Source organism: Aeromonas sp. 2692-1, from assembly GCF_013085505.1.
GTDB classification, from domain to species: domain Bacteria; phylum Pseudomonadota; class Gammaproteobacteria; order Enterobacterales; family Aeromonadaceae; genus Aeromonas; species Aeromonas hydrophila.
In genome coordinates this window covers 577,001-592,966 of sequence record NZ_CP038513.1, presented here as the reverse complement: position 1 = coordinate 592,966, position 15,966 = coordinate 577,001, and the positions used below count along the sequence as shown (strand labels likewise).

Annotated in this window: 16 protein-coding genes; 8 read left to right on the top strand and 8 right to left on the bottom strand. The window is 64.4% G+C overall.

Features of this window, described 5'->3' with window-relative positions:
• Positions 1-13 precede the first annotated feature (13 nt).
• Positions 14-496: a DUF1097 domain-containing protein gene (locus tag E5E97_RS03030; RefSeq protein WP_011707721.1), complete on the bottom strand. Its 483-nt coding sequence runs from the start codon at positions 494-496 to the stop codon at positions 14-16.
• Positions 497-866: 370 nt separating this feature from the next.
• Here E5E97_RS03030 and msrP point away from each other — a divergent pair, with 370 nt between their 5' ends.
• Together msrP and msrQ are read left to right on the top strand one after the other, a co-directional pair.
• Positions 867-1,868, top strand: coding sequence for a protein-methionine-sulfoxide reductase catalytic subunit MsrP (gene msrP, locus E5E97_RS03025; RefSeq protein WP_171279853.1), 1,002 nt, complete (start codon positions 867-869; stop codon positions 1,866-1,868).
• Positions 1,869-1,887: 19 nt separating this feature from the next.
• Positions 1,888-2,520: a protein-methionine-sulfoxide reductase heme-binding subunit MsrQ gene (gene msrQ, locus E5E97_RS03020; RefSeq protein WP_118880198.1), complete on the top strand. Its 633-nt coding sequence runs from the start codon at positions 1,888-1,890 to the stop codon at positions 2,518-2,520.
• A 44-nt stretch (positions 2,521-2,564) separates the two neighbouring features.
• On the opposite strand, the gene E5E97_RS03015 is transcribed toward msrQ, so the two are convergent.
• The gene (locus tag E5E97_RS03015; protein WP_010635834.1) at positions 2,565-2,810 is read right to left on the bottom strand and encodes a PepSY domain-containing protein; all 246 of its coding nucleotides are present in this window, start codon (positions 2,808-2,810) and stop codon (positions 2,565-2,567) included.
• A gap of 63 nt (positions 2,811-2,873) precedes the next feature.
• On the opposite strand from E5E97_RS03015, the gene E5E97_RS03010 reads away from it, so the two are divergent.
• From E5E97_RS03010 to E5E97_RS02995, 4 genes are all read left to right on the top strand, one after another.
• The gene (locus E5E97_RS03010) at positions 2,874-3,206 is read left to right on the top strand and encodes a PepSY domain-containing protein (RefSeq protein ID WP_011707718.1); all 333 of its coding nucleotides are present in this window, start codon (positions 2,874-2,876) and stop codon (positions 3,204-3,206) included.
• Between the two features lie 86 nt (positions 3,207-3,292).
• On the top strand, positions 3,293-3,949 hold the full coding sequence (locus E5E97_RS03005) for a response regulator transcription factor (protein ID WP_011707717.1): 657 nt from the start codon (positions 3,293-3,295) through the stop codon (positions 3,947-3,949).
• 37 nt (positions 3,950-3,986) lie between these two features.
• A complete protein-coding gene (locus tag E5E97_RS03000) occupies positions 3,987-5,336 on the top strand; it encodes a sensor histidine kinase (RefSeq protein ID WP_005306363.1) in 1,350 nt (449 codons plus the stop codon).
• 41 nt (positions 5,337-5,377) lie between these two features.
• Complete coding sequence (locus E5E97_RS02995; protein WP_010635837.1) at positions 5,378-5,839, top strand: hypothetical protein; 462 nt, start codon at positions 5,378-5,380, stop codon at positions 5,837-5,839.
• Between the two features lie 68 nt (positions 5,840-5,907).
• Here E5E97_RS02995 and torA read toward each other — a convergent pair whose 3' ends face one another.
• Positions 5,908-8,388, bottom strand: a complete 2,481-nt coding sequence (gene torA / locus E5E97_RS02990; RefSeq protein WP_171279852.1) for a trimethylamine-N-oxide reductase TorA — start codon at positions 8,386-8,388, stop codon at positions 5,908-5,910.
• 22 nt (positions 8,389-8,410) lie between these two features.
• Positions 8,411-9,541 (bottom strand): NapC/NirT family cytochrome c, encoded by a 1,131-nt coding sequence (locus E5E97_RS02985; protein ID WP_171279851.1) that lies wholly within the window; start codon positions 9,539-9,541, stop codon positions 8,411-8,413.
• Between the two features lie 364 nt (positions 9,542-9,905).
• Here E5E97_RS02985 and E5E97_RS02980 point away from each other — a divergent pair, with 364 nt between their 5' ends.
• Complete coding sequence (locus tag E5E97_RS02980; RefSeq protein ID WP_171279850.1) at positions 9,906-11,873, top strand: DNA topoisomerase III; 1,968 nt, start codon at positions 9,906-9,908, stop codon at positions 11,871-11,873.
• Positions 11,874-11,912: 39 nt separating this feature from the next.
• On the opposite strand, the gene E5E97_RS02975 is transcribed toward E5E97_RS02980, so the two are convergent.
• Complete coding sequence (locus E5E97_RS02975) at positions 11,913-12,347, bottom strand: DUF417 family protein (RefSeq protein ID WP_171279849.1); 435 nt, start codon at positions 12,345-12,347, stop codon at positions 11,913-11,915.
• A gap of 13 nt (positions 12,348-12,360) precedes the next feature.
• A complete protein-coding gene (locus E5E97_RS02970; RefSeq protein ID WP_049045960.1) occupies positions 12,361-12,894 on the bottom strand; it encodes a carboxymuconolactone decarboxylase family protein in 534 nt (177 codons plus the stop codon).
• Between the two features lie 100 nt (positions 12,895-12,994).
• Between E5E97_RS02970 and E5E97_RS02965 the strand changes: the two genes are divergently transcribed.
• Positions 12,995-13,822 carry an AraC family transcriptional regulator gene (locus E5E97_RS02965; protein ID WP_113995716.1) on the top strand — a complete coding sequence of 276 codons (828 nt, stop codon included), beginning with the start codon at positions 12,995-12,997 and terminating at the stop codon, positions 13,820-13,822.
• Positions 13,823-13,849: 27 nt separating this feature from the next.
• Here the strand turns inward: E5E97_RS02965 and E5E97_RS02960 are convergent, their stop codons facing one another.
• Complete coding sequence (locus E5E97_RS02960) at positions 13,850-15,205, bottom strand: TrkH family potassium uptake protein (RefSeq protein ID WP_011707710.1); 1,356 nt, start codon at positions 15,203-15,205, stop codon at positions 13,850-13,852.
• Positions 15,202-15,855, bottom strand: coding sequence for a TrkA family potassium uptake protein (locus E5E97_RS02955; protein ID WP_011707709.1), 654 nt, complete (start codon positions 15,853-15,855; stop codon positions 15,202-15,204). The genes E5E97_RS02960 and E5E97_RS02955 overlap by 4 nt, the downstream gene beginning before the upstream one ends.
• Between the last annotated feature and the right edge of the window lie 111 nt (positions 15,856-15,966).

The following is a 15,966-nucleotide window of genomic DNA, read 5'->3' as shown; positions in this document are numbered from 1 at the left end:
CACATCGCCAGGATCAGGCCGGGTCGGTGACGCCAGCGGTGGCCTGGGTTTTCTGGGTTTTGTGGGAGAGCCAGAGGCCGCTCGCCTTCATCAGGTAGCCAAACAGCGCACCAATCACCAGCGACGGCAGGATCAGCCGCCACTCCCCCGCCGCACCGAAGGTGGCGCAGCAACCGGCGAAGGTGCCGGGAATGTAGCCGAGCCACTGCTGCTTGGCCTGCACGCACATCAGGGTGGCCACCACCCCGGTCATCAGGTAGCCCGCCACGCCGGCGCCCCACCAGGCGTCGCCATGGATCAGCAGCAGGGCCCACAGCATGCCGCTGGCATTGCACAGCAGGGTCTGCAGCAGCGCCTTGTAGCCGCCGCTGGAGGCAAAATAGCTGGTGCAGCCGAGGAAGCCGACCCAGGAGATGAGGCCGAGGGTAACGGCGACCCAGCCCCAGACGGCGGAGAGGATCCCGGTCGTGATGGCGATGGCGATCAATGGGCTCATGGCGTGACTCTTCAGTAGTGAAATTCGGAAAAAAGGGAGCCTACCCCGCGCAAGAGGGGCGGCAAGCAGGGGCGGGATTGTGTGTGATCTGCATCACTCATTTCAACTCAGGAATACGCTTGCGCTCGCGAAAATATTTCATGGTGAGGCGCTGGCCCCTGCTCCATAGTTAGAGGCCCTGTCCTGCTCATGGAGTGAGTCTGATGGTGCCAAATGTGATCGTTCCCCTGCTGGTGTTCGTAGTGCTGTTTCTGGTCGGAACCATGGCCAAGGCACTGCCCCTCTATCAATTCATGTAATTTTCCGTGAAATAAAACTCGGCCGGGGCGGGTCTTATGATTGTTACCCTCATCGCCCCGGGAGTTTTTCCATGTTGCTCAAGCGCCGCTCTGCCCACCACCTCACCGAACAGGATGTCACGCCGGAAGCCGTCTATCAGGATCGCCGCCTGATCCTGAAAGGGCTGGGGCTCGGCGCCGCCACCCTGGCGTTTCCGACCCAGGCCGGGGTGCTCAATCTCTTCTCTGGCGACAAGCCGGTGCCGGTCGCCACCCGGGCGCTCAACATCCACGCCGCCGCCCGGCCGGAGGGGCTGATCCTCACGCCGGAGGAGAAGGCCACCACCCACAACAACTTCTACGAGCTCGGCACCGACAAGGGGGATCCGGCCCGCAACGGCCACTACCTCAAGCCCGAGCCCTGGACCCTGAAGGTGGAAGGGGAGGTGGCCAAGCCGTTTACCCTGGACGTGTGGGATCTCATCAACTCCACGACTCTGGAGGAGCGCATCTACCGGCTGCGCTGCGTGGAGGCCTGGTCCATGGTGCTGCCCTGGAGCGGCATCGCGCTGGCGGATCTGATCCGCCGGGCCGAGCCCACCAGCCGCGCCAAGTTCGTGGCGTTCGAGACTCTCTATGATCCGGAACAGCTGCCGGGACAGGCGTCGCGTTCCCTCGGTGGCGGCATCGACTACCCCTATGTCGAGGGGCTGCGCATCGACGAGGCGATGCACCCGCTCTCCTTCCTGGCGATGGGGCTCTACGGCAAGGCGCTGCCGGCCCAGAACGGTGCGCCGATCCGGCTGGTGGTGCCCTGGAAGTACGGCTTCAAGAGCATCAAGAGCATCGTCTCCATCCGGCTGGTGGAGGAGATGCCGCCCACCACCTGGAACCTGCTGGCCCCCAACGAATACGGCTTCTACGCCAACGTCAATCCGGCGGTGGATCACCCGCGCTGGAGTCAGGCCAGCGAGCGTTTCATCGCTGAGGGGGGCATCTTCGGGGCCAAGCGCCAGCCGACCCTGCCATTCAATGGCTATGCCGACGAGGTGGCGTCCCTCTATCAGGGCATGGATCTGCGCAAGTGGTATTGAGACGAGAGGAGCTGACACCATGACTCTGCGACTGACGGCGCGTCACATCACCCTGCTGCGGGCGCTGGTACACCTCGCCTCGCTGGGGTTTCTGCTCTGGCTGCTGGTGGCCGTGCCCGGCGGCCTGCTGGGAGGGGATCCGGTGCAGGGGCTGACTCACTATCTGGGCAAGGGAGCGCTCAACCTGCTGCTGCTCACCCTGCTGGTATCGCCGCTGGCCAAACGCTGGCGGCAGGGGCAGCTCATCAAGCTGCGCCGCCCGCTCGGGCTCTGGTGCGCCGCCTGGGCCGGTCTGCACTTTATGGTCTGGCTGGGGCTGGATCTGCAGTTCGACTGGGGGCTGATTGGCGGCGAGCTGGTCAAGCGCAGCTACATAGTGGTGGGGATGGTGGCGCTGCTGTTGCTGCTGGCGCTCAGCCTCACCTCGATCCCGGCCCTGCTGCGGCGCATGGGGCCGGCCTGGCAGCAGCTGCACAACTGGATCTACGCGGTGGCCCTGTTGGTACCGGTGCACTACTGGTGGTCGCTCAAGAGCGGCTGGCTGGAGCCGCTCATCTATCTGCTGCTGGCCTGCGCCCTGCTGGTGCCGCGCCGCGACAAGCTGCTGCGTCCCTGGCGCCGGCTTCGGCCGCAGAAACTGAGGGAGGCATGAGGCCGGCAGTGCGCCGCCCCGACAACCCGCAATAAAAAAGAGGCCTAGTCGGCCTCTTTTTTGATGTCACCCGTATGGGCGTCCACCAGGAGTCGTACCCGTTGCCCCTGGGCATCCAGGGTTTCCACCTCGAATTTGTCCCCTTCCAGCTCCACTTCCCGAATGTCGTGATACCCTTGGGCCACCAGCAGTTTGACCAGCCCGGCCATGTCGAGACGGCTCTCGGCCGCCCAGCCGAGGGTGGAGAAGAGGCAAAGGATCAGCAGGAAACTGCGTCGGATCATATTCATTCCGGATTCATGGCTGGCAGACTATAAACGGCATTATGTTAGGTTTTGGGAGATGAATCATCCATGAATAGAGCCCTGTCTCTGCTTGGGTTGCTGCTGCCGGCACTGGCACAGGCGGCCACGCCGAACGAGGCCTTGCTGCAGCAGGCGGTCAGCGAGGGACGGGTGCGCCCCTTTCATGAGGTGATGGAGGTGGCTTCCCGCCTGCCGGTACGGGTGCTGCGGGTCGATCTGGGGGAGGAGGACGGCATCTGGCTGTACGAACTCAAGCTGATCGACAGCGAGAACAGCGTCATCAAGGTGGGCTACCGGGCCGACAACCTGGAGATGGTGTGGCTCAAGGGCCATCATCTGGAGCGGCTGTTCGAACCGCGTCCGCCCCCAGAAGAGGAGTGATGGAGTGAGTCCGCGAACGCGCCGCCACCCGGTTCGTTCCCCAACCGCCGCCGGTACCGGCACAACCCTGCTTTGGATACCCATTTATGCGAATTCTGATAGTTGAAGATGAGAAGACCCTGGCGGGCCAGCTGGCGGAACAGCTGCGCCTGTCCGGTTTCGTGACCGACCTCTGCCACGACGGCAACGAGGCCGGCTTTCTCGGCGAGACCGAGCCCTACGACGCCATCATTCTGGATCTCGGTCTGCCGGGCCGCGACGGCCTGAGCGTGCTGAAGGAGTGGCGCAGCAAGGGGATCGACACCCCGGTACTGGTGCTGACCGCCCGTGGCCAGCTGCACGAGAAGATCGAGGGGCTCAACGCCGGGGCCGACGACTACCTCACCAAGCCGTTTCAGGTGGCCGAGCTGGTGGCCCGGGTCCATGCCCTGGTGCGGCGGGCGGCGGGCAACGCCAGCTCGATCCTGGAGATCGGCGGGGTGCGGCTCGACATGGCGGCGTCCCAGGTGTGGTACGAAGGCACCCCCATCAAGCTGACCGCCCACGAGTTCCGGGTGCTCGGCTATCTGATGCAGCACAGGGGCAAGGTGGTGTCGCGCAGCGAGCTGATCGACCACATCTACGCCCAGGATTTCGACCGCGACTCCAACACGGTGGAGGTATTCATCGGCCGGATCCGCAAGAAGACCCACTCCGATCTCATCGAGACGGTGCGCGGCCTTGGCTATCGGATCAACGAATGAGCCGGCACTTGATGCCCTCTTGTGCCGGAGCGGCTGAATGAGGCTGGTGCGCACCCTGCGCGGGCGGCTGGTGGTCATCGCCATGGTCTGGTGTGGCCTGTTCCTGTTCGCCACCGGCTTCAGCCTGCAGACCATGATGCGCAACTACTGGCAGGAGGCGGAGGCCGACGGCCTGCGCCTGCAGCTCTACGATCTGCTCTCCCGCCTCGAGATCCAGCCGGATGGCCTGCCGGTGGTCACCGAACCCATGGCCGACCCCCGCTTTCGCCAGCCCTACTCCGGTTACTACTGGCAGCTGGAGCTGGGGGAGAGCGTGGTCAGCCGCTCCCGCTCCCTGTGGGATGTGCACCTCGACGTGCACGGCCTGAAGTCGGCCTTCGGCGATCCGGATCTCTTCGTCGGCAAGGGGCCCAACAAGGAGCCGCTGCTGATCATGACCCGCACCGTGCTACTGCCTGGGTCGGATCGGGTGTTCACCCTGGTGATGGCCAAAGACAGCAGCGCCCTGACTCAGACCCTGAAGAAGACCCGCATCAGCCTGTTCCTCGGCCTCGGCTTTGCCGCGACCGGGCTGGTGCTCGGCTTCATGTTCCAGATCGTCTACGGCCTGCGGCCGCTGCACCTGTTGCGCCGCGAGCTGAGCCGGGTCCATCAGGGCCATCAGGAGGGGTTCCGGCTGCGCTACCCGCTGGAGATCCAGCCGCTGGTGGAGGACATCAACCGGCTGCTGCACCACTACGGCGAGCTGCTGCAGCGGGCCCGCTCCCACACCGGCAACCTGGCCCACGCCCTCAAGACGCCGCTCAGCATCATGCGCAACCAGGTGGCCCAGCTGCCGCCGGAAGATCAGGCCGCTCTCGGCGAGCAGCTCGATCAGATCCAGCGCCACATCGACTACCACCTCGGCAAGGCGCGAGTGACCGGCGCCGCCAAGATCCTCGGGGTGTCGACCCCGGTGCGGGCGCGGGTGGAGTACATCTGCCGCGCCTTTTCCCGCCTCTATCCGGGCCGGGAAGTGGACCTGCAGGTGCCGGCCACCCTGGCGGTCGGGGTGGAGGAGCAGGACTTCGACGAAATGGTGGGCAACCTGCTGGAGAACGCCTTCAAGTGGTCGGCCGGCCGGCTGCGCATCTCCAGCGCCGAGCTGGGGGGCTGGATCACCCTGCGCATCGAGGATGACGGTCCCGGCATGAGCGAGGATCAGATCGCCAAGGCGGTGCTGCGCGGGGTGCGGCTCGACGAGAAGGTGCCGGGCTCGGGGCTGGGTCTCAACATCGTCTCCGATCTGGCGGAAGCCTACCGCGGCAGCCTCATCATGGGACGCGCCGAGCTGGGCGGGCTGGCGGCTTCTCTCTCGCTGCCCAAGGTGGCAAGAGTGGAGAGCTAGGCATAAGATATGGCACCTGTTTTAGCCTGAGGAAGAGAACCATGACCGATGATCCATGGGCACTGTGTCACCTCGACGATTCGTTCGATGCCTCCGTGCTGGGCACCAAGGGGGCCCAGATCCAGTGGTTTGAGGATCGCGACAGCCTGATTGCCTTCCTGCTGGAAGATTTCGTCGACCTGCTGGCCGACGTGGGCGAGCTGGATGAGGATCAGACCGAGCGGGCGCGCGAGCGCTTCACCCTGCTGGTGGAGCAGAGCTTCGACGATCGCGGCCTGATGGACGCCATCAACGATCTCGCCTCCGGCCTGCGCCGCATCGCCTGGCTGGGGCCGCTCTCCGAGCTGGCCGAGCTGAGCGATGACTTCGCCTCCGGTCTGCGCCGCTACTTCTGGAGCCAGTACGACGGGGATGAAGATGACCCGGATGCCTGGGTGCCGGAAGAACTCTGGCCTCAGCTGGTGGAGTGTGCGGAAGAGTATATGGTTGAGGGTGACTTCTGAGTCACACCCCAAACCGAGATAAGAAAACGGCGCCTTGATGGCGCCGTTTTTGTTGCTCAGTCCTCTGCTCAGGCGTTGGCCGGCACCGCGTGAGCGGTGTTGACCGGGGCCGGGCCCTGGTACTTCTCGATCTGCAACTGGGCCATGTGACCGCAGTTGCCCTGCGCCAGGCTGGAGGTGCCTTCGTCGAAGGTGAGGCAGTTGACGTTGCCGTTCTTGCACAGGCTCCCCGCCTCGCCCGGTTTGGCCGGATCGAACCAGGCCCCTTCACAGACCCGCACCACCCCGGGGCGGATGTCGGTCGAGAGCAGGGCCCCCACCAGGATCTGGCCGCGGTCGTTGAAGGCGCGCACCAGATCGCCATCCTGGATGCCGCGCGACTTGGCGTCGTCCGGGTGGATCAGGATCGCCTCGCGATCGGCGACGGCAAACTTGTCCCTCAGCGGGGTGTTGTCGAGCTGGGAGTGCAGCCGCTGGGTCGGGTGGGAGGTGTTGAGCGACAGCGGATAGCGGGTCGCCTCCTTGCTCTTGATCCACTCCTTGGGCTCATACCACTTGGGATGGCCGGCGCAGTCGGCATAGCCCATGCCGGCCACCGTGCTGGAGAAGATCTCGATCTTGCCGGACGGGGTACCGAGCGGGTTGAGCAGCGGGTTCTCGCGAAAATCGGCATGACGGATCCACTGGCGGTTCGCCTCGGGCACCGGGAAGCGGATGTAGTTGTTGGACTCCCAGAACATGTTGAACGGCGGCAGCGCCACCCGGGCGCCGCGGGCCTGGGCGGCCATGCCGTCATACATCTGCTTGAGCCACAGCATCTCGTCCTTGCCTTCGGTGTACTGCTCCTGCAGGCCCAGCTTGGCGGCCACGTCGCGGAAGATGTCGAAGTCATTGCGCGCCTCGAACTGGGGCGGCACGCACTGGTGCATCGGGAAGACGTAGCGCTGGGAGTAGTCGCCGCCCATTTCCAGATCATTGCGCTCGTAGCTGGTGGTAGCCGGCAGGACGATGTCGGCGTGCTTGGCGGTGGCGGTCCAGTAGGGCTCGTGCACGATCACGGTCTGCGGTTTGCGCCAGGCCTTGACCAGGTTGTTGGTGTCCTGGTGGTGGTGGAAGGGGTTGCCGCCCGCCACGTAGACCAGTTTGATGTCCGGGTAGGTCACCTTGCGGCCGTTGAAGTCGATGGTCTTGCCGGGGTTGGCCAGACAGTCGGCGATGCGGGCCACCGGGATCGGCGCCGGCCCGTTCTTCGGCGCATTGCCGGCGGAGATGCCCGCCAGGATGCCGCCCTTGGCGGTGGGGCTGCCACCGGAAGAGTAGTGGTAGCTGAAGCCGTAACCGCCACCCGGCAGGCCGATCTGGCCCAGCATGGCGGCCAGGGTGACCAGCATCCAGTTGGGCTGCTCACCGTGCTGCTGACGCTGCATGCCCCAGCCCGCCATGATCATGGTGCGCTTGGACGCCATGTCGAGGGCCAGCTGGCGGATCACGGCGGCATCGACGCCGCAGATGGTGCTCGCCCACTCGGCGCTCTTCGGCTGGCCGTCTTCCTGGCCGAGCAGATAAGCGAGGAACTTGTCGAAGCCGGTGGTGTAGCGGTCGAGGAAGGCCTGATCGTGCTTCTGCTCGCTGTAGAGGGTGTGGGCCACCCCCAGCATCATGGCCACGTCGGTGTAGGCGTTCGGCGCAATCCACTCGGCCCCGGCCAGTTTGGCGGTTTCGTTGTAGACAGGGTCGATGCTGATGATGCGGGTACCCTTCTCCTTGAGCGCCTTGAAACCGGCCTGACCTTCGTGATCCGGCATGTTCCAGCTGTTTTTCAGGGTGACCTGGGCGTTGACCCCCCACAGCACCACCAGTTCGGCGTGCTCGATGACGTTGGGCCAGGCGGTCTGCTGCTCATACACCTCGATGGAACCCATCACGTGGGACATGATCACCTGGGCGGCGCCGGCGGAGTAGTCGCCGGCATAACCGGTGAAGCCGCCCGCCAGGTTCATCAGGCGGTGCAGCAGGGTGCGGCTGTTGTGGAACATGCCGACGCTCTTCCAGCCGTAGGAACCGGCGTGGATCGCCTGCGGGCCGAAGTCGCTCTGCACCCGGCCTATCTCGCCGGCCACCAGGGCGATGGCCTTCTCCCAGCTAACTCGCACCCATTCGTCGGCACCGCGCAGTTCGGGCTTGGCCCCCGGGCCCTGTTCCAGCCAGCTCTTGCGCACCATGGGGTACTTGATGCGGTTCTTGGCGTGGACCTGGAACGGCGCCATGTCGATGAGATCGTTGGGGGCCGGATCATCGGCCACCGGCTGGACCCGTACCATGCGGCCCTCTTCGACGATGGCCTCGAAAGCCCCCCAGTGGGCGCCGGTCAGGATGCCTTTCTGGGCCGGCACCAGGGTCGGGAATTGCTCAAGCGCCGTGCTGATGGCCTGGGCCAGCGCGCTCTTCGGGAAGACGCCGGCCAGCAGCGGCAGGGCGGCGCAGGCGCCCAGCCCCTTGAGCAGGTTGCGGCGGGAGAGATTGGTTTGCTTATCGGTAAAAAAAGTCATGACGATTTCCTCTGTGCCAGCCTTAGTGCGCCGCGTTCATGTCACTGGCATGTTTCTGGACGTATTGGGTCAACATGCGTGCCTGTTCCGGGGTCAGGGAGGTGCGTGATTCCATCCCCTTGATGACGCCGATCCACTGGTTGGCGTTGAAGTGATCCAGTGCGGTGAGGCCGTGGCAGCCGGTACAGTTGTTGGACATCAGGGTGGAGGCGTACTGCCACAGCTTGCCCTGATCGCCGATGAGCTGGCTCTGATCCACCCAGGCGGTCAGACTGACCTGATGCCAGGTGAGGTTGGTGGCGCTGTCGGTTTCGCTCTTGCCGGTGGTGAGCTGCCCCTTGGCCTTGTCGCCGAGCAGGGTGCTCAGGATGCGCTTGCCGGGAGCGGCGTAGAACACCTCGCTCACACCGTCCTGCTGCCAGCCGTCGATGCGCACCTGGGCGCGGCCGTTGTCGTTGGCCAGCACTTCCACCTGGGTGGAGGGCATCAGGGTGCCTTCGTCGGTCTTGGCGCCGGCATCCAGATAGAGCGGGGTGGTGGCGATGGCGTAACGGGTGGTGACGCTGGCCGGGGTCTGGGCGGCGGCTTGCGCCAGCTCGCTGGCACCGGCGGCGGCCAGGCCGCTCATGTCGGGCATGATGTGGGCGACGCCGCGGTGACAGTCGATGCAGGTCTGGCCCTCCTTGATGGCGACTGGGTGCTCGGCGCGGGCGTTGGGGCGCTGGGCCAGGATGTCCATCGCCGCGTAGCTGTGGCAGCTGCGGCAGGTGGCGGAGTCGTTGGCCTTCAGCTCGTCCCACACCGACTGTGCCATGCGCAGCTTGTGAGCCTCGTATTTCTCAGGGGTGTCGAGGGTGCCGATCGCCTCGTGATAGATATCCTTCACGGCGCGGATCTTGGTCCACAGATAGGAGGTGGGATCACCCGGAATGTGGCAGTCTGCGCACTCGGCGCGGATGCCCTTCACGTTCTGGAAGTGGACGCTGCCCTGATACTCGGCCAGCGGGGTCTGCATGGAGTGACAGGAGACGCAGAACTCGGTGGAGCTGGTCTTGTGCATGACGGTCACCGTGACCCCCAGCGCTGCAACGCCCAAGAGGGCTCCGAGCAGCAGTAGCCAGAACCAGGTTTTTCTCAACAATTTTCCAAGCATGACGGCGTTTTCCTACGATCAAATATTACCAATATAGTAGTATCCATGGAGAGGTAGTTGATTGACCTCTATCATGATTTATATTCTGTATTGTTATTTTAAATGCATTTATTATTTTGTAATTTATCATTTAATTGAATTTAATTTAACTTCCTGCGATTTTTTCATCTTTTTTGTCCTCGTTTGAGGCATGGTCAGCTTGGGCCTGCCATCCACGACCTAGCGGTGCTGTGCACCCGCCCGCCACCCCCTCTCAATCGCTCCTGCTTCGGCTATGGCCTGTCGCCTCGCGCCCGCGGAGGGCTTGGGCTTTGCCCGGGGCCCGTTATATACTGTTCACATATACAGTGTTCAGGTGTTTGCCATGCGACTCTTCATCGCCGAGAAGCCCAGTCTGGGACGTGCCATTGCCGACGTGCTGCCCAAGCCCCACAAGAAGGGGGACGGTTTTATCGAAACCGCGCAGGGGGATGTGGTGACCTGGTGCATCGGCCATTTGCTGGAGCAGGCCGAGCCCGATGCCTATGACGCCGCCTACAAGCAGTGGCGCATGGAGTCGCTGCCTATCGTCCCGGCTCAGTGGCAGCTGGTGGCCAAGCCGAAGACCAAGACCCAGCTCACCGTCATCAAGCGGCTGATCAAACAAGCCGACTGCGTGGTCAACGCCGGTGACCCGGACCGGGAGGGGCAACTGCTGGTGGACGAGGTGATCGATTTCCTCGGCTATGGCAAAACCAGGCCGGTGCTGCGTTGTCTCATCAGTGATCTCAACCCGCCGGCGGTGCGGCGTGCCCTCGACAAGCTCAGGGACAACAAGGAGTTCGTGCCGCTGGCGGTGTCGGCGCTGGCCCGCAGCCGGGCCGACTGGCTCTACGGCATCAACATGACCCGCGCCTATACCCTGCTTGGCCGCAAGGGGGGTTGCAGCGAGCTGCTGTCGGTCGGCCGGGTACAGACGCCGCTGCTGGGGCTGGTGGTACGGCGGGATCTCGAGATAGAAGCCTTCGTGCCCAAGCCCTTCTTCGAGGTGCTGGCCCATCTACAGACCGAAGGCAACGAGCGTTTCAGCGCCAAGTGGCTGCCTTCCGAGGCCTGTCTGCCCTGGCAGGACGAGGAGGGACGAGTGCTAAACCGGGCGCTGGCCGCCAAGGTGGTGGAGCGGATCCAGGGTCAACCCGCTCTGGTGGAAGAGGTGGAGGAGCAGGCCCGCAAGCAGGCGGCGCCGCTGCCCTACAACCTCTCCAGCCTGCAGATCGATGCCGCCAAGCGGTTCGGCATGGACGCCAAGCGGGTGCTGGACGTCTGTCAGGGGCTCTACGAGCGCCACAAGCTGATTACCTACCCGCGATCCGACAGCCGTCATCTGCCGAGCGATCACTTCAACCGGGCCGGCCAGGTGCGGGAGGCCATCGCCAGCACGGCGCCGGCACTGGCCAAGGCGGTGAGCGAGGCGGACGGCAAGATCCGCAGCAAGGCGTGGAACGACGGCAAGGTGGATGCCCACCACGCCATCATCCCCACCGAGAAGCAGGGCAACCCGGCCACGCTGGGGGCTGACGAGGCGAAGCTTTACGGCCTGATTGCCCGTCAGTACCTGCTGCAGTTTTACCTGCCGTTCGAGTACAACGACAGCAAGGTGCTGCTGCGCATCGCCGGCGGCCTGTTCCAGGCCAAGGCGCGGCGGATCCTCAAGGCGGGCTGGAAGGCGTTGCTCGGGGTGGAGGAAGATGACGAGGAGGAGGCGGGGACCCTGCCGGCCCTGCGCAAGGGCGAGCAGCTGCTGTGCGAGCGGGGGGAGCTGCAGGAGAAGATGACCCAGCCGCCCAAGTCGTTCACCGATGCCACTCTGCTGGCCGCCATGACCGGCATCGCCCGCTACGTGCAGGATCCCGAGATCCGCAAGACCCTGCGCGAGACCGACGGCCTCGGCACCGAGGCGACCCGGGCGGGCATCATCGATCTGCTGTTCAAGCGGCGTTTTCTGGTGCGCCAGGGCAAGAGCATCAAGGCGACTCCGACCGGGCGAGCTCTCATTCAGGCGTTGCCTGCCACGGCGACCACCCCTGACATGACGGCGCTGTGGGAGCAGCACCTCGGCCGGATTGCCGAGCGGCAGACGAGCTATCAGCAATTCATGGGGCCGCTGACCGAGCAGTTGAACGGCCTGATCGACGGCGCCAGACAGGATTCGGGGGCCAGCTTCAGCGCCCTGCCCAAGGCGGCGCCCGGGGCCGACAAGCGCCGCTTCACCAAGCGCAAGCGCAGCACGGCGGCTGGTGGCATGAGCGGGACAGCCAAGCGGGGGAGCAAGCGGTCGGTCAAGGCTGCCTGATAAAAAGCGCCCCTGGCGGGGCGCAAAAAGGCATTGTCGTCAGGCGTCGGCCAGTCTGGCGCGACTCAAATTCAGGTAGTGCCAGGCAACGCCGAGCAGTACCAGATCCTTGAAGATGAAGAACTCGGTGACCGGCACTCCGTCGACCAGCTTCCAGACGCCCGGCAGGGTCAGCAGAAAGCTGAGGGTCACGAGGAAGGTCAGGATGGCCCCCAGGCTGCTCCAGTAGCCCAGACGTGGTCGCCACAGGCCGGCAATCAGACCGCCGGCGATCAGGATCTCGACCAGTCCGATCAGATTGGAGACGGCTTGCTCCGAGAGCACGGCATAGAGCCAGCTCATTAGCGAATGGCTTGCCACCAGCGGCCGGATGGCCGCCGCCTCGGTCGGTGTGAACTTGAACACGCCGATCCAGAGCAGGGTCAGTACCACCCCGGCGAGGGCGATCAGAAAACCTCGGTCATGGCGTTCCATTCATGCTCCTTTGTCAGGGGGTGAGAGTGACCGGCGGGAAGTCGATGTCGGTTGCCGCCAGATGATTGCCGTAGTTGGTCAGGGTATTGATGACCACCTGTCCCAGTACCTCCATTGCCAGCTCATCATCCACGCCCGCGGCACGGGCTGCGGCCAGTTGTTGATCGCTGATGACACCGCGCTGGGTAACCAGGGCGACCGCCAGCTGCAGCAGGGCGTGATCGAGTGGATCCGCCGCCTGGGCCAGACGGGCAGCCCGGATGGCGTCGTCATCGAAACCGGCCCGGCCAGCCAGCAGGGTGTGGGCCGACAGGCAGTATTGGCAGGCGTTGGCCTGGCCGATGGCCAGTGCCAGCAGCTCCCGCTGGCGGGCACTGAGTCGCCCTTTGCCCAGCGCATCTGCAAAACCGAGCAGGCCGTTGAGCACCGCGGGTGAATGGGCCAGGGTGGCGTAGAGGTTGGGAACCTTGCCAAGGCTGCTTTTGAGGGCGGCGAAGGTGGGGGCGGCAGCCGGTTTGGGCTGGCTCACGGGGTGAATGCGACTCATGGTGTGCTCCTGTTTGGGTTGGGTACGGGAGACACTATGCCGGTTTTAATGGTACGGTTTGTCACCCATAGTCCACTATTGGCGACTTATCGTCTCAAACATGGATCCACTCTCGATACTGCTGGCCCATGCCGCGCCCCGGGCCAACCTCTTCTTTGCCGGCAATCTGTGCCAGCACTCCCACAGCCATGACTATCCGGCGGGTGGCCACCTGCACTTGCTGCGCCGTGGCGAACTGCTGCTGCGCGAGGAGGGGGGAGAGCCCCTGCTGCTGACCGAACCGACCCTGATCCTGTTTCCCCGTGGGCGGGGACACAGGCTCGAACCGCGTCAGCTGGCAGGCTGCGACCTGGTGTGTGCCAGCGTGTCGTTCGGACCGACGGGTGACTCACCATTGCAGCTGGCGCTGCCGGATACCCTGGTACTGCCGCTGCAGGCGATTCCGGCCATGGCGCCGGTGCTGACCCTGCTGTTCGAGGAGGCCTTCGCCGACCGCTACGGCCAGCCACCGATCCTCTCCCGTCTGCTGGAGGTACTGCTGATCCTGCTGCTGCGCCATCTGGTGGAACAGGGGCACTGCCGGCAGGGGATGCTGGCTGCGCTTTCCGACCCGCGTCTGGCGCGGGCCGTCACGGCCATGCATCAGCGGGGAGACGAGCCCTGGACGGTCGAGACGCTGGCACGGGAGGCGGGCATGTCGCGCGCCCGCTTCGCCGCCCATTTCCAGGCGCTGACCGGGCAGACGCCACTGGGCTATCTGACGCGCTGGCGCATGATGCTGGCCAGTCAGCAACTGCTGGCAGGGGAGTCCATCACTCAGGTGGCGCTGGGGGCGGGGTACAGCGGCGGAACTGCCTTTGGGCGGGCGTTTGAACGGGAGTTCGGTATGAGCCCGGGACGCTGGCTCAAGACGCGGCAGCGCGAATGACCGGGGCCGCGGCGGGCCCCGGTGTCATCAGCCGGTGTAGACGGCTTCTTCCGGATACTTGATGCGGGTCTCGCTCGGGCGGGCCAGCATGAAGGCCAGGGTCAGCGGGCCGAGACGGCCGCAGATCATCACCAGCACCAGTATCAGCTTGCCCGGTTCACTCAGACCGGCGGTGATGCCGGTGGAGAGCCCCACGGTGGCAAACGCCGAGATGGTCTCGAACATGATCTTGTCGAAGGACTGCTGCTCGGTGAGCATCAGCAGGAACATGGCCAGCATCAGCACCATGGTGCTGACGATGATGATGGCCAGCGATCGGGTCACTATCTGGGGTGACAGGGTGCGGCCGAAGGCGGTGACATGGGGGCGCTTGGTCAGAAACGCCTTGGTCGCCAGCAGCACTACCGCGAAGGTGGTCACCTTGATACCGCCACCGGTGGAGGTGGCGCCGGCCCCGACAAACATCAGCATCATCATGAACAACAGGGAGGCGGGCACCATCTGGCCGATGTCGATGGAGTTGAAGCCGGCGGTACGGGCGCTGGTGGACTGGAAGAAGGCCGCCAGCCACTGACCGCCGAAGGAGGCCTTGCCGAGGGTGCCCGGGTTGTTGTGCTCCAGCAGCCAGAACATCAGGGTACCCAGCAGCAGCAGGCCCGGGGTCATGATCAGCATCAGCTTGCTGTGCAGCTTGAGCTTGCGCCAGCGGCGGTTGCGCACCAGGTCGACGATGACGGTGAAACCGATCCCCCCCAGAATGATCAGCGCGGCTATGGTCAGGCTGATGATGGGGTCATCCCGGTAGTCCATCAAGTTGTTGGCGAACAGCGAGAAGCCGGCGTTGTTGAAGGCCGAGACCGCGTGGAAGAAGCTGACATAGAGGCCGCGCTCCCAGCCGAGCTCGGGCACCCAGCGGATGGCCATCAGGCCGGTGCCGATCAGCTGGGCGATGAAGGCGAACAGCACGATCCGCTTCACCAGCTGGATGATGTTGACCGACCCCTCCTGGCCCAGCGCCTCCTTGGCCAGCACCTGCTGGCGCAGGCCGACCCGCTTGCTGAACATGGCGATCAGCAGCAGGGTCATGGTCATCTGGCCGAGGCCGCCAATCTCCATCAGCATCAGCAAAAAAATCTGCCCCTGCAGGGTGAAGGCGGTGCCGGTATCCACCACCCCGAGCCCGGTCACGCTGATGGCCGAGGTGGCGGTGAACAGGGCGTTGATGAAGCTCACTTCGCCGTTGTGGCTGGAGGGCTGCACCAGAAACAGGGTGCCGACCAGCAGGATGATCAGGAAGCTGCCGAGGATCAGCTTGGCTTCGCTCCAGCGCGACTCGTCGTCCCGGTGCAGGGCGAAGGCGTAGTTGCTACGCCAGCGGGTCATAGGGTTTCCAGCCAGTGGTCGATGGCGTGCTTGTTGCCCGCCAGGATCAGGATGTCACCCAGTTGCAGCTCCATCTTGCCGGTCAGCACGTTGTGCAGCACCTGGCCGCGCTTGATGGCCAGCAGTTGCAGTTCGGTCTGTTGCAGCAGATGCAGATCGGCGAGGGTGCGGCCATTTTGCGGCAAACCGATGACGAACTCGGTCAGCACCATGTCGTGGCCCAGCTCCAGATAGTCGAACAGCCGGTTGTCCAGCATGCTCTGGGCGACCCGGCGGCCCATGTCCCACTCCGGATTGATCACCTTGTCGGCCCCCACCTTCTGCAGGATCTTGGCGTGGAACTTGTCGCGCGCCTTGACCCACACCTTCTTCACGCCGGCCTCCTTGAGGACGAGGGTGGTGAGGATGCTGGTCTCGAGGTTGTCACCGATGGCGACGAAGACGATGTCGAAGTCGGCCAGCCCCAGCTCGGCCACCGTGGCCTCGTCGGTGGCATCGGCGACGATGACGTGGTTGCAGAGGGTGGCTATCTGACGGGTCTTGCTCTCGTCGATGTCTATCGCCAGCACCTCGGCATCCTGCCGTTGCAGCTCTTCACACAGGGCGCTGCCAAACAGTCCCAGGCCGATGACGGCAAATTGGTTGTTCATGAGTACTTCCTCAAGCATCGGAGCCGGATACTCTACTCCTGCGGCATGAGTCCGAAAAGGGGGGCGGATTTTTCGTCCGGCGGCAATATAAGGTAGACTGCCCGCTTGCCA

Coding starts and splice junctions, on each gene's coding strand:
- E5E97_RS03030 (WP_011707721.1), bottom strand. CDS start 496: ATGAGCCCATTGATCGCCATCGCCATCACGACCGGGATCCTCTCCGCC.
- msrP (WP_171279853.1), top strand. CDS start 867: ATGTTGCTCAAGCGCCGCTCTGCCCACCACCTCACCGAACAGGATGTC.
- msrQ (WP_118880198.1), top strand. CDS start 1,888: ATGACTCTGCGACTGACGGCGCGTCACATCACCCTGCTGCGGGCGCTG.
- E5E97_RS03015 (WP_010635834.1), bottom strand. CDS start 2,810: ATGAATATGATCCGACGCAGTTTCCTGCTGATCCTTTGCCTCTTCTCC.
- E5E97_RS03010 (WP_011707718.1), top strand. CDS start 2,874: ATGAATAGAGCCCTGTCTCTGCTTGGGTTGCTGCTGCCGGCACTGGCA.
- E5E97_RS03005 (WP_011707717.1), top strand. CDS start 3,293: ATGCGAATTCTGATAGTTGAAGATGAGAAGACCCTGGCGGGCCAGCTG.
- E5E97_RS03000 (WP_005306363.1), top strand. CDS start 3,987: ATGAGGCTGGTGCGCACCCTGCGCGGGCGGCTGGTGGTCATCGCCATG.
- E5E97_RS02995 (WP_010635837.1), top strand. CDS start 5,378: ATGACCGATGATCCATGGGCACTGTGTCACCTCGACGATTCGTTCGAT.
- torA (WP_171279852.1), bottom strand. CDS start 8,388: ATGACTTTTTTTACCGATAAGCAAACCAATCTCTCCCGCCGCAACCTG.
- E5E97_RS02985 (WP_171279851.1), bottom strand. CDS start 9,541: ATGCTTGGAAAATTGTTGAGAAAAACCTGGTTCTGGCTACTGCTGCTC.
- E5E97_RS02980 (WP_171279850.1), top strand. CDS start 9,906: ATGCGACTCTTCATCGCCGAGAAGCCCAGTCTGGGACGTGCCATTGCC.
- E5E97_RS02975 (WP_171279849.1), bottom strand. CDS start 12,347: ATGGAACGCCATGACCGAGGTTTTCTGATCGCCCTCGCCGGGGTGGTA.
- E5E97_RS02970 (WP_049045960.1), bottom strand. CDS start 12,894: ATGAGTCGCATTCACCCCGTGAGCCAGCCCAAACCGGCTGCCGCCCCC.
- E5E97_RS02965 (WP_113995716.1), top strand. CDS start 12,995: ATGGATCCACTCTCGATACTGCTGGCCCATGCCGCGCCCCGGGCCAAC.
- E5E97_RS02960 (WP_011707710.1), bottom strand. CDS start 15,205: ATGACCCGCTGGCGTAGCAACTACGCCTTCGCCCTGCACCGGGACGAC.
- E5E97_RS02955 (WP_011707709.1), bottom strand. CDS start 15,855: ATGAACAACCAATTTGCCGTCATCGGCCTGGGACTGTTTGGCAGCGCC.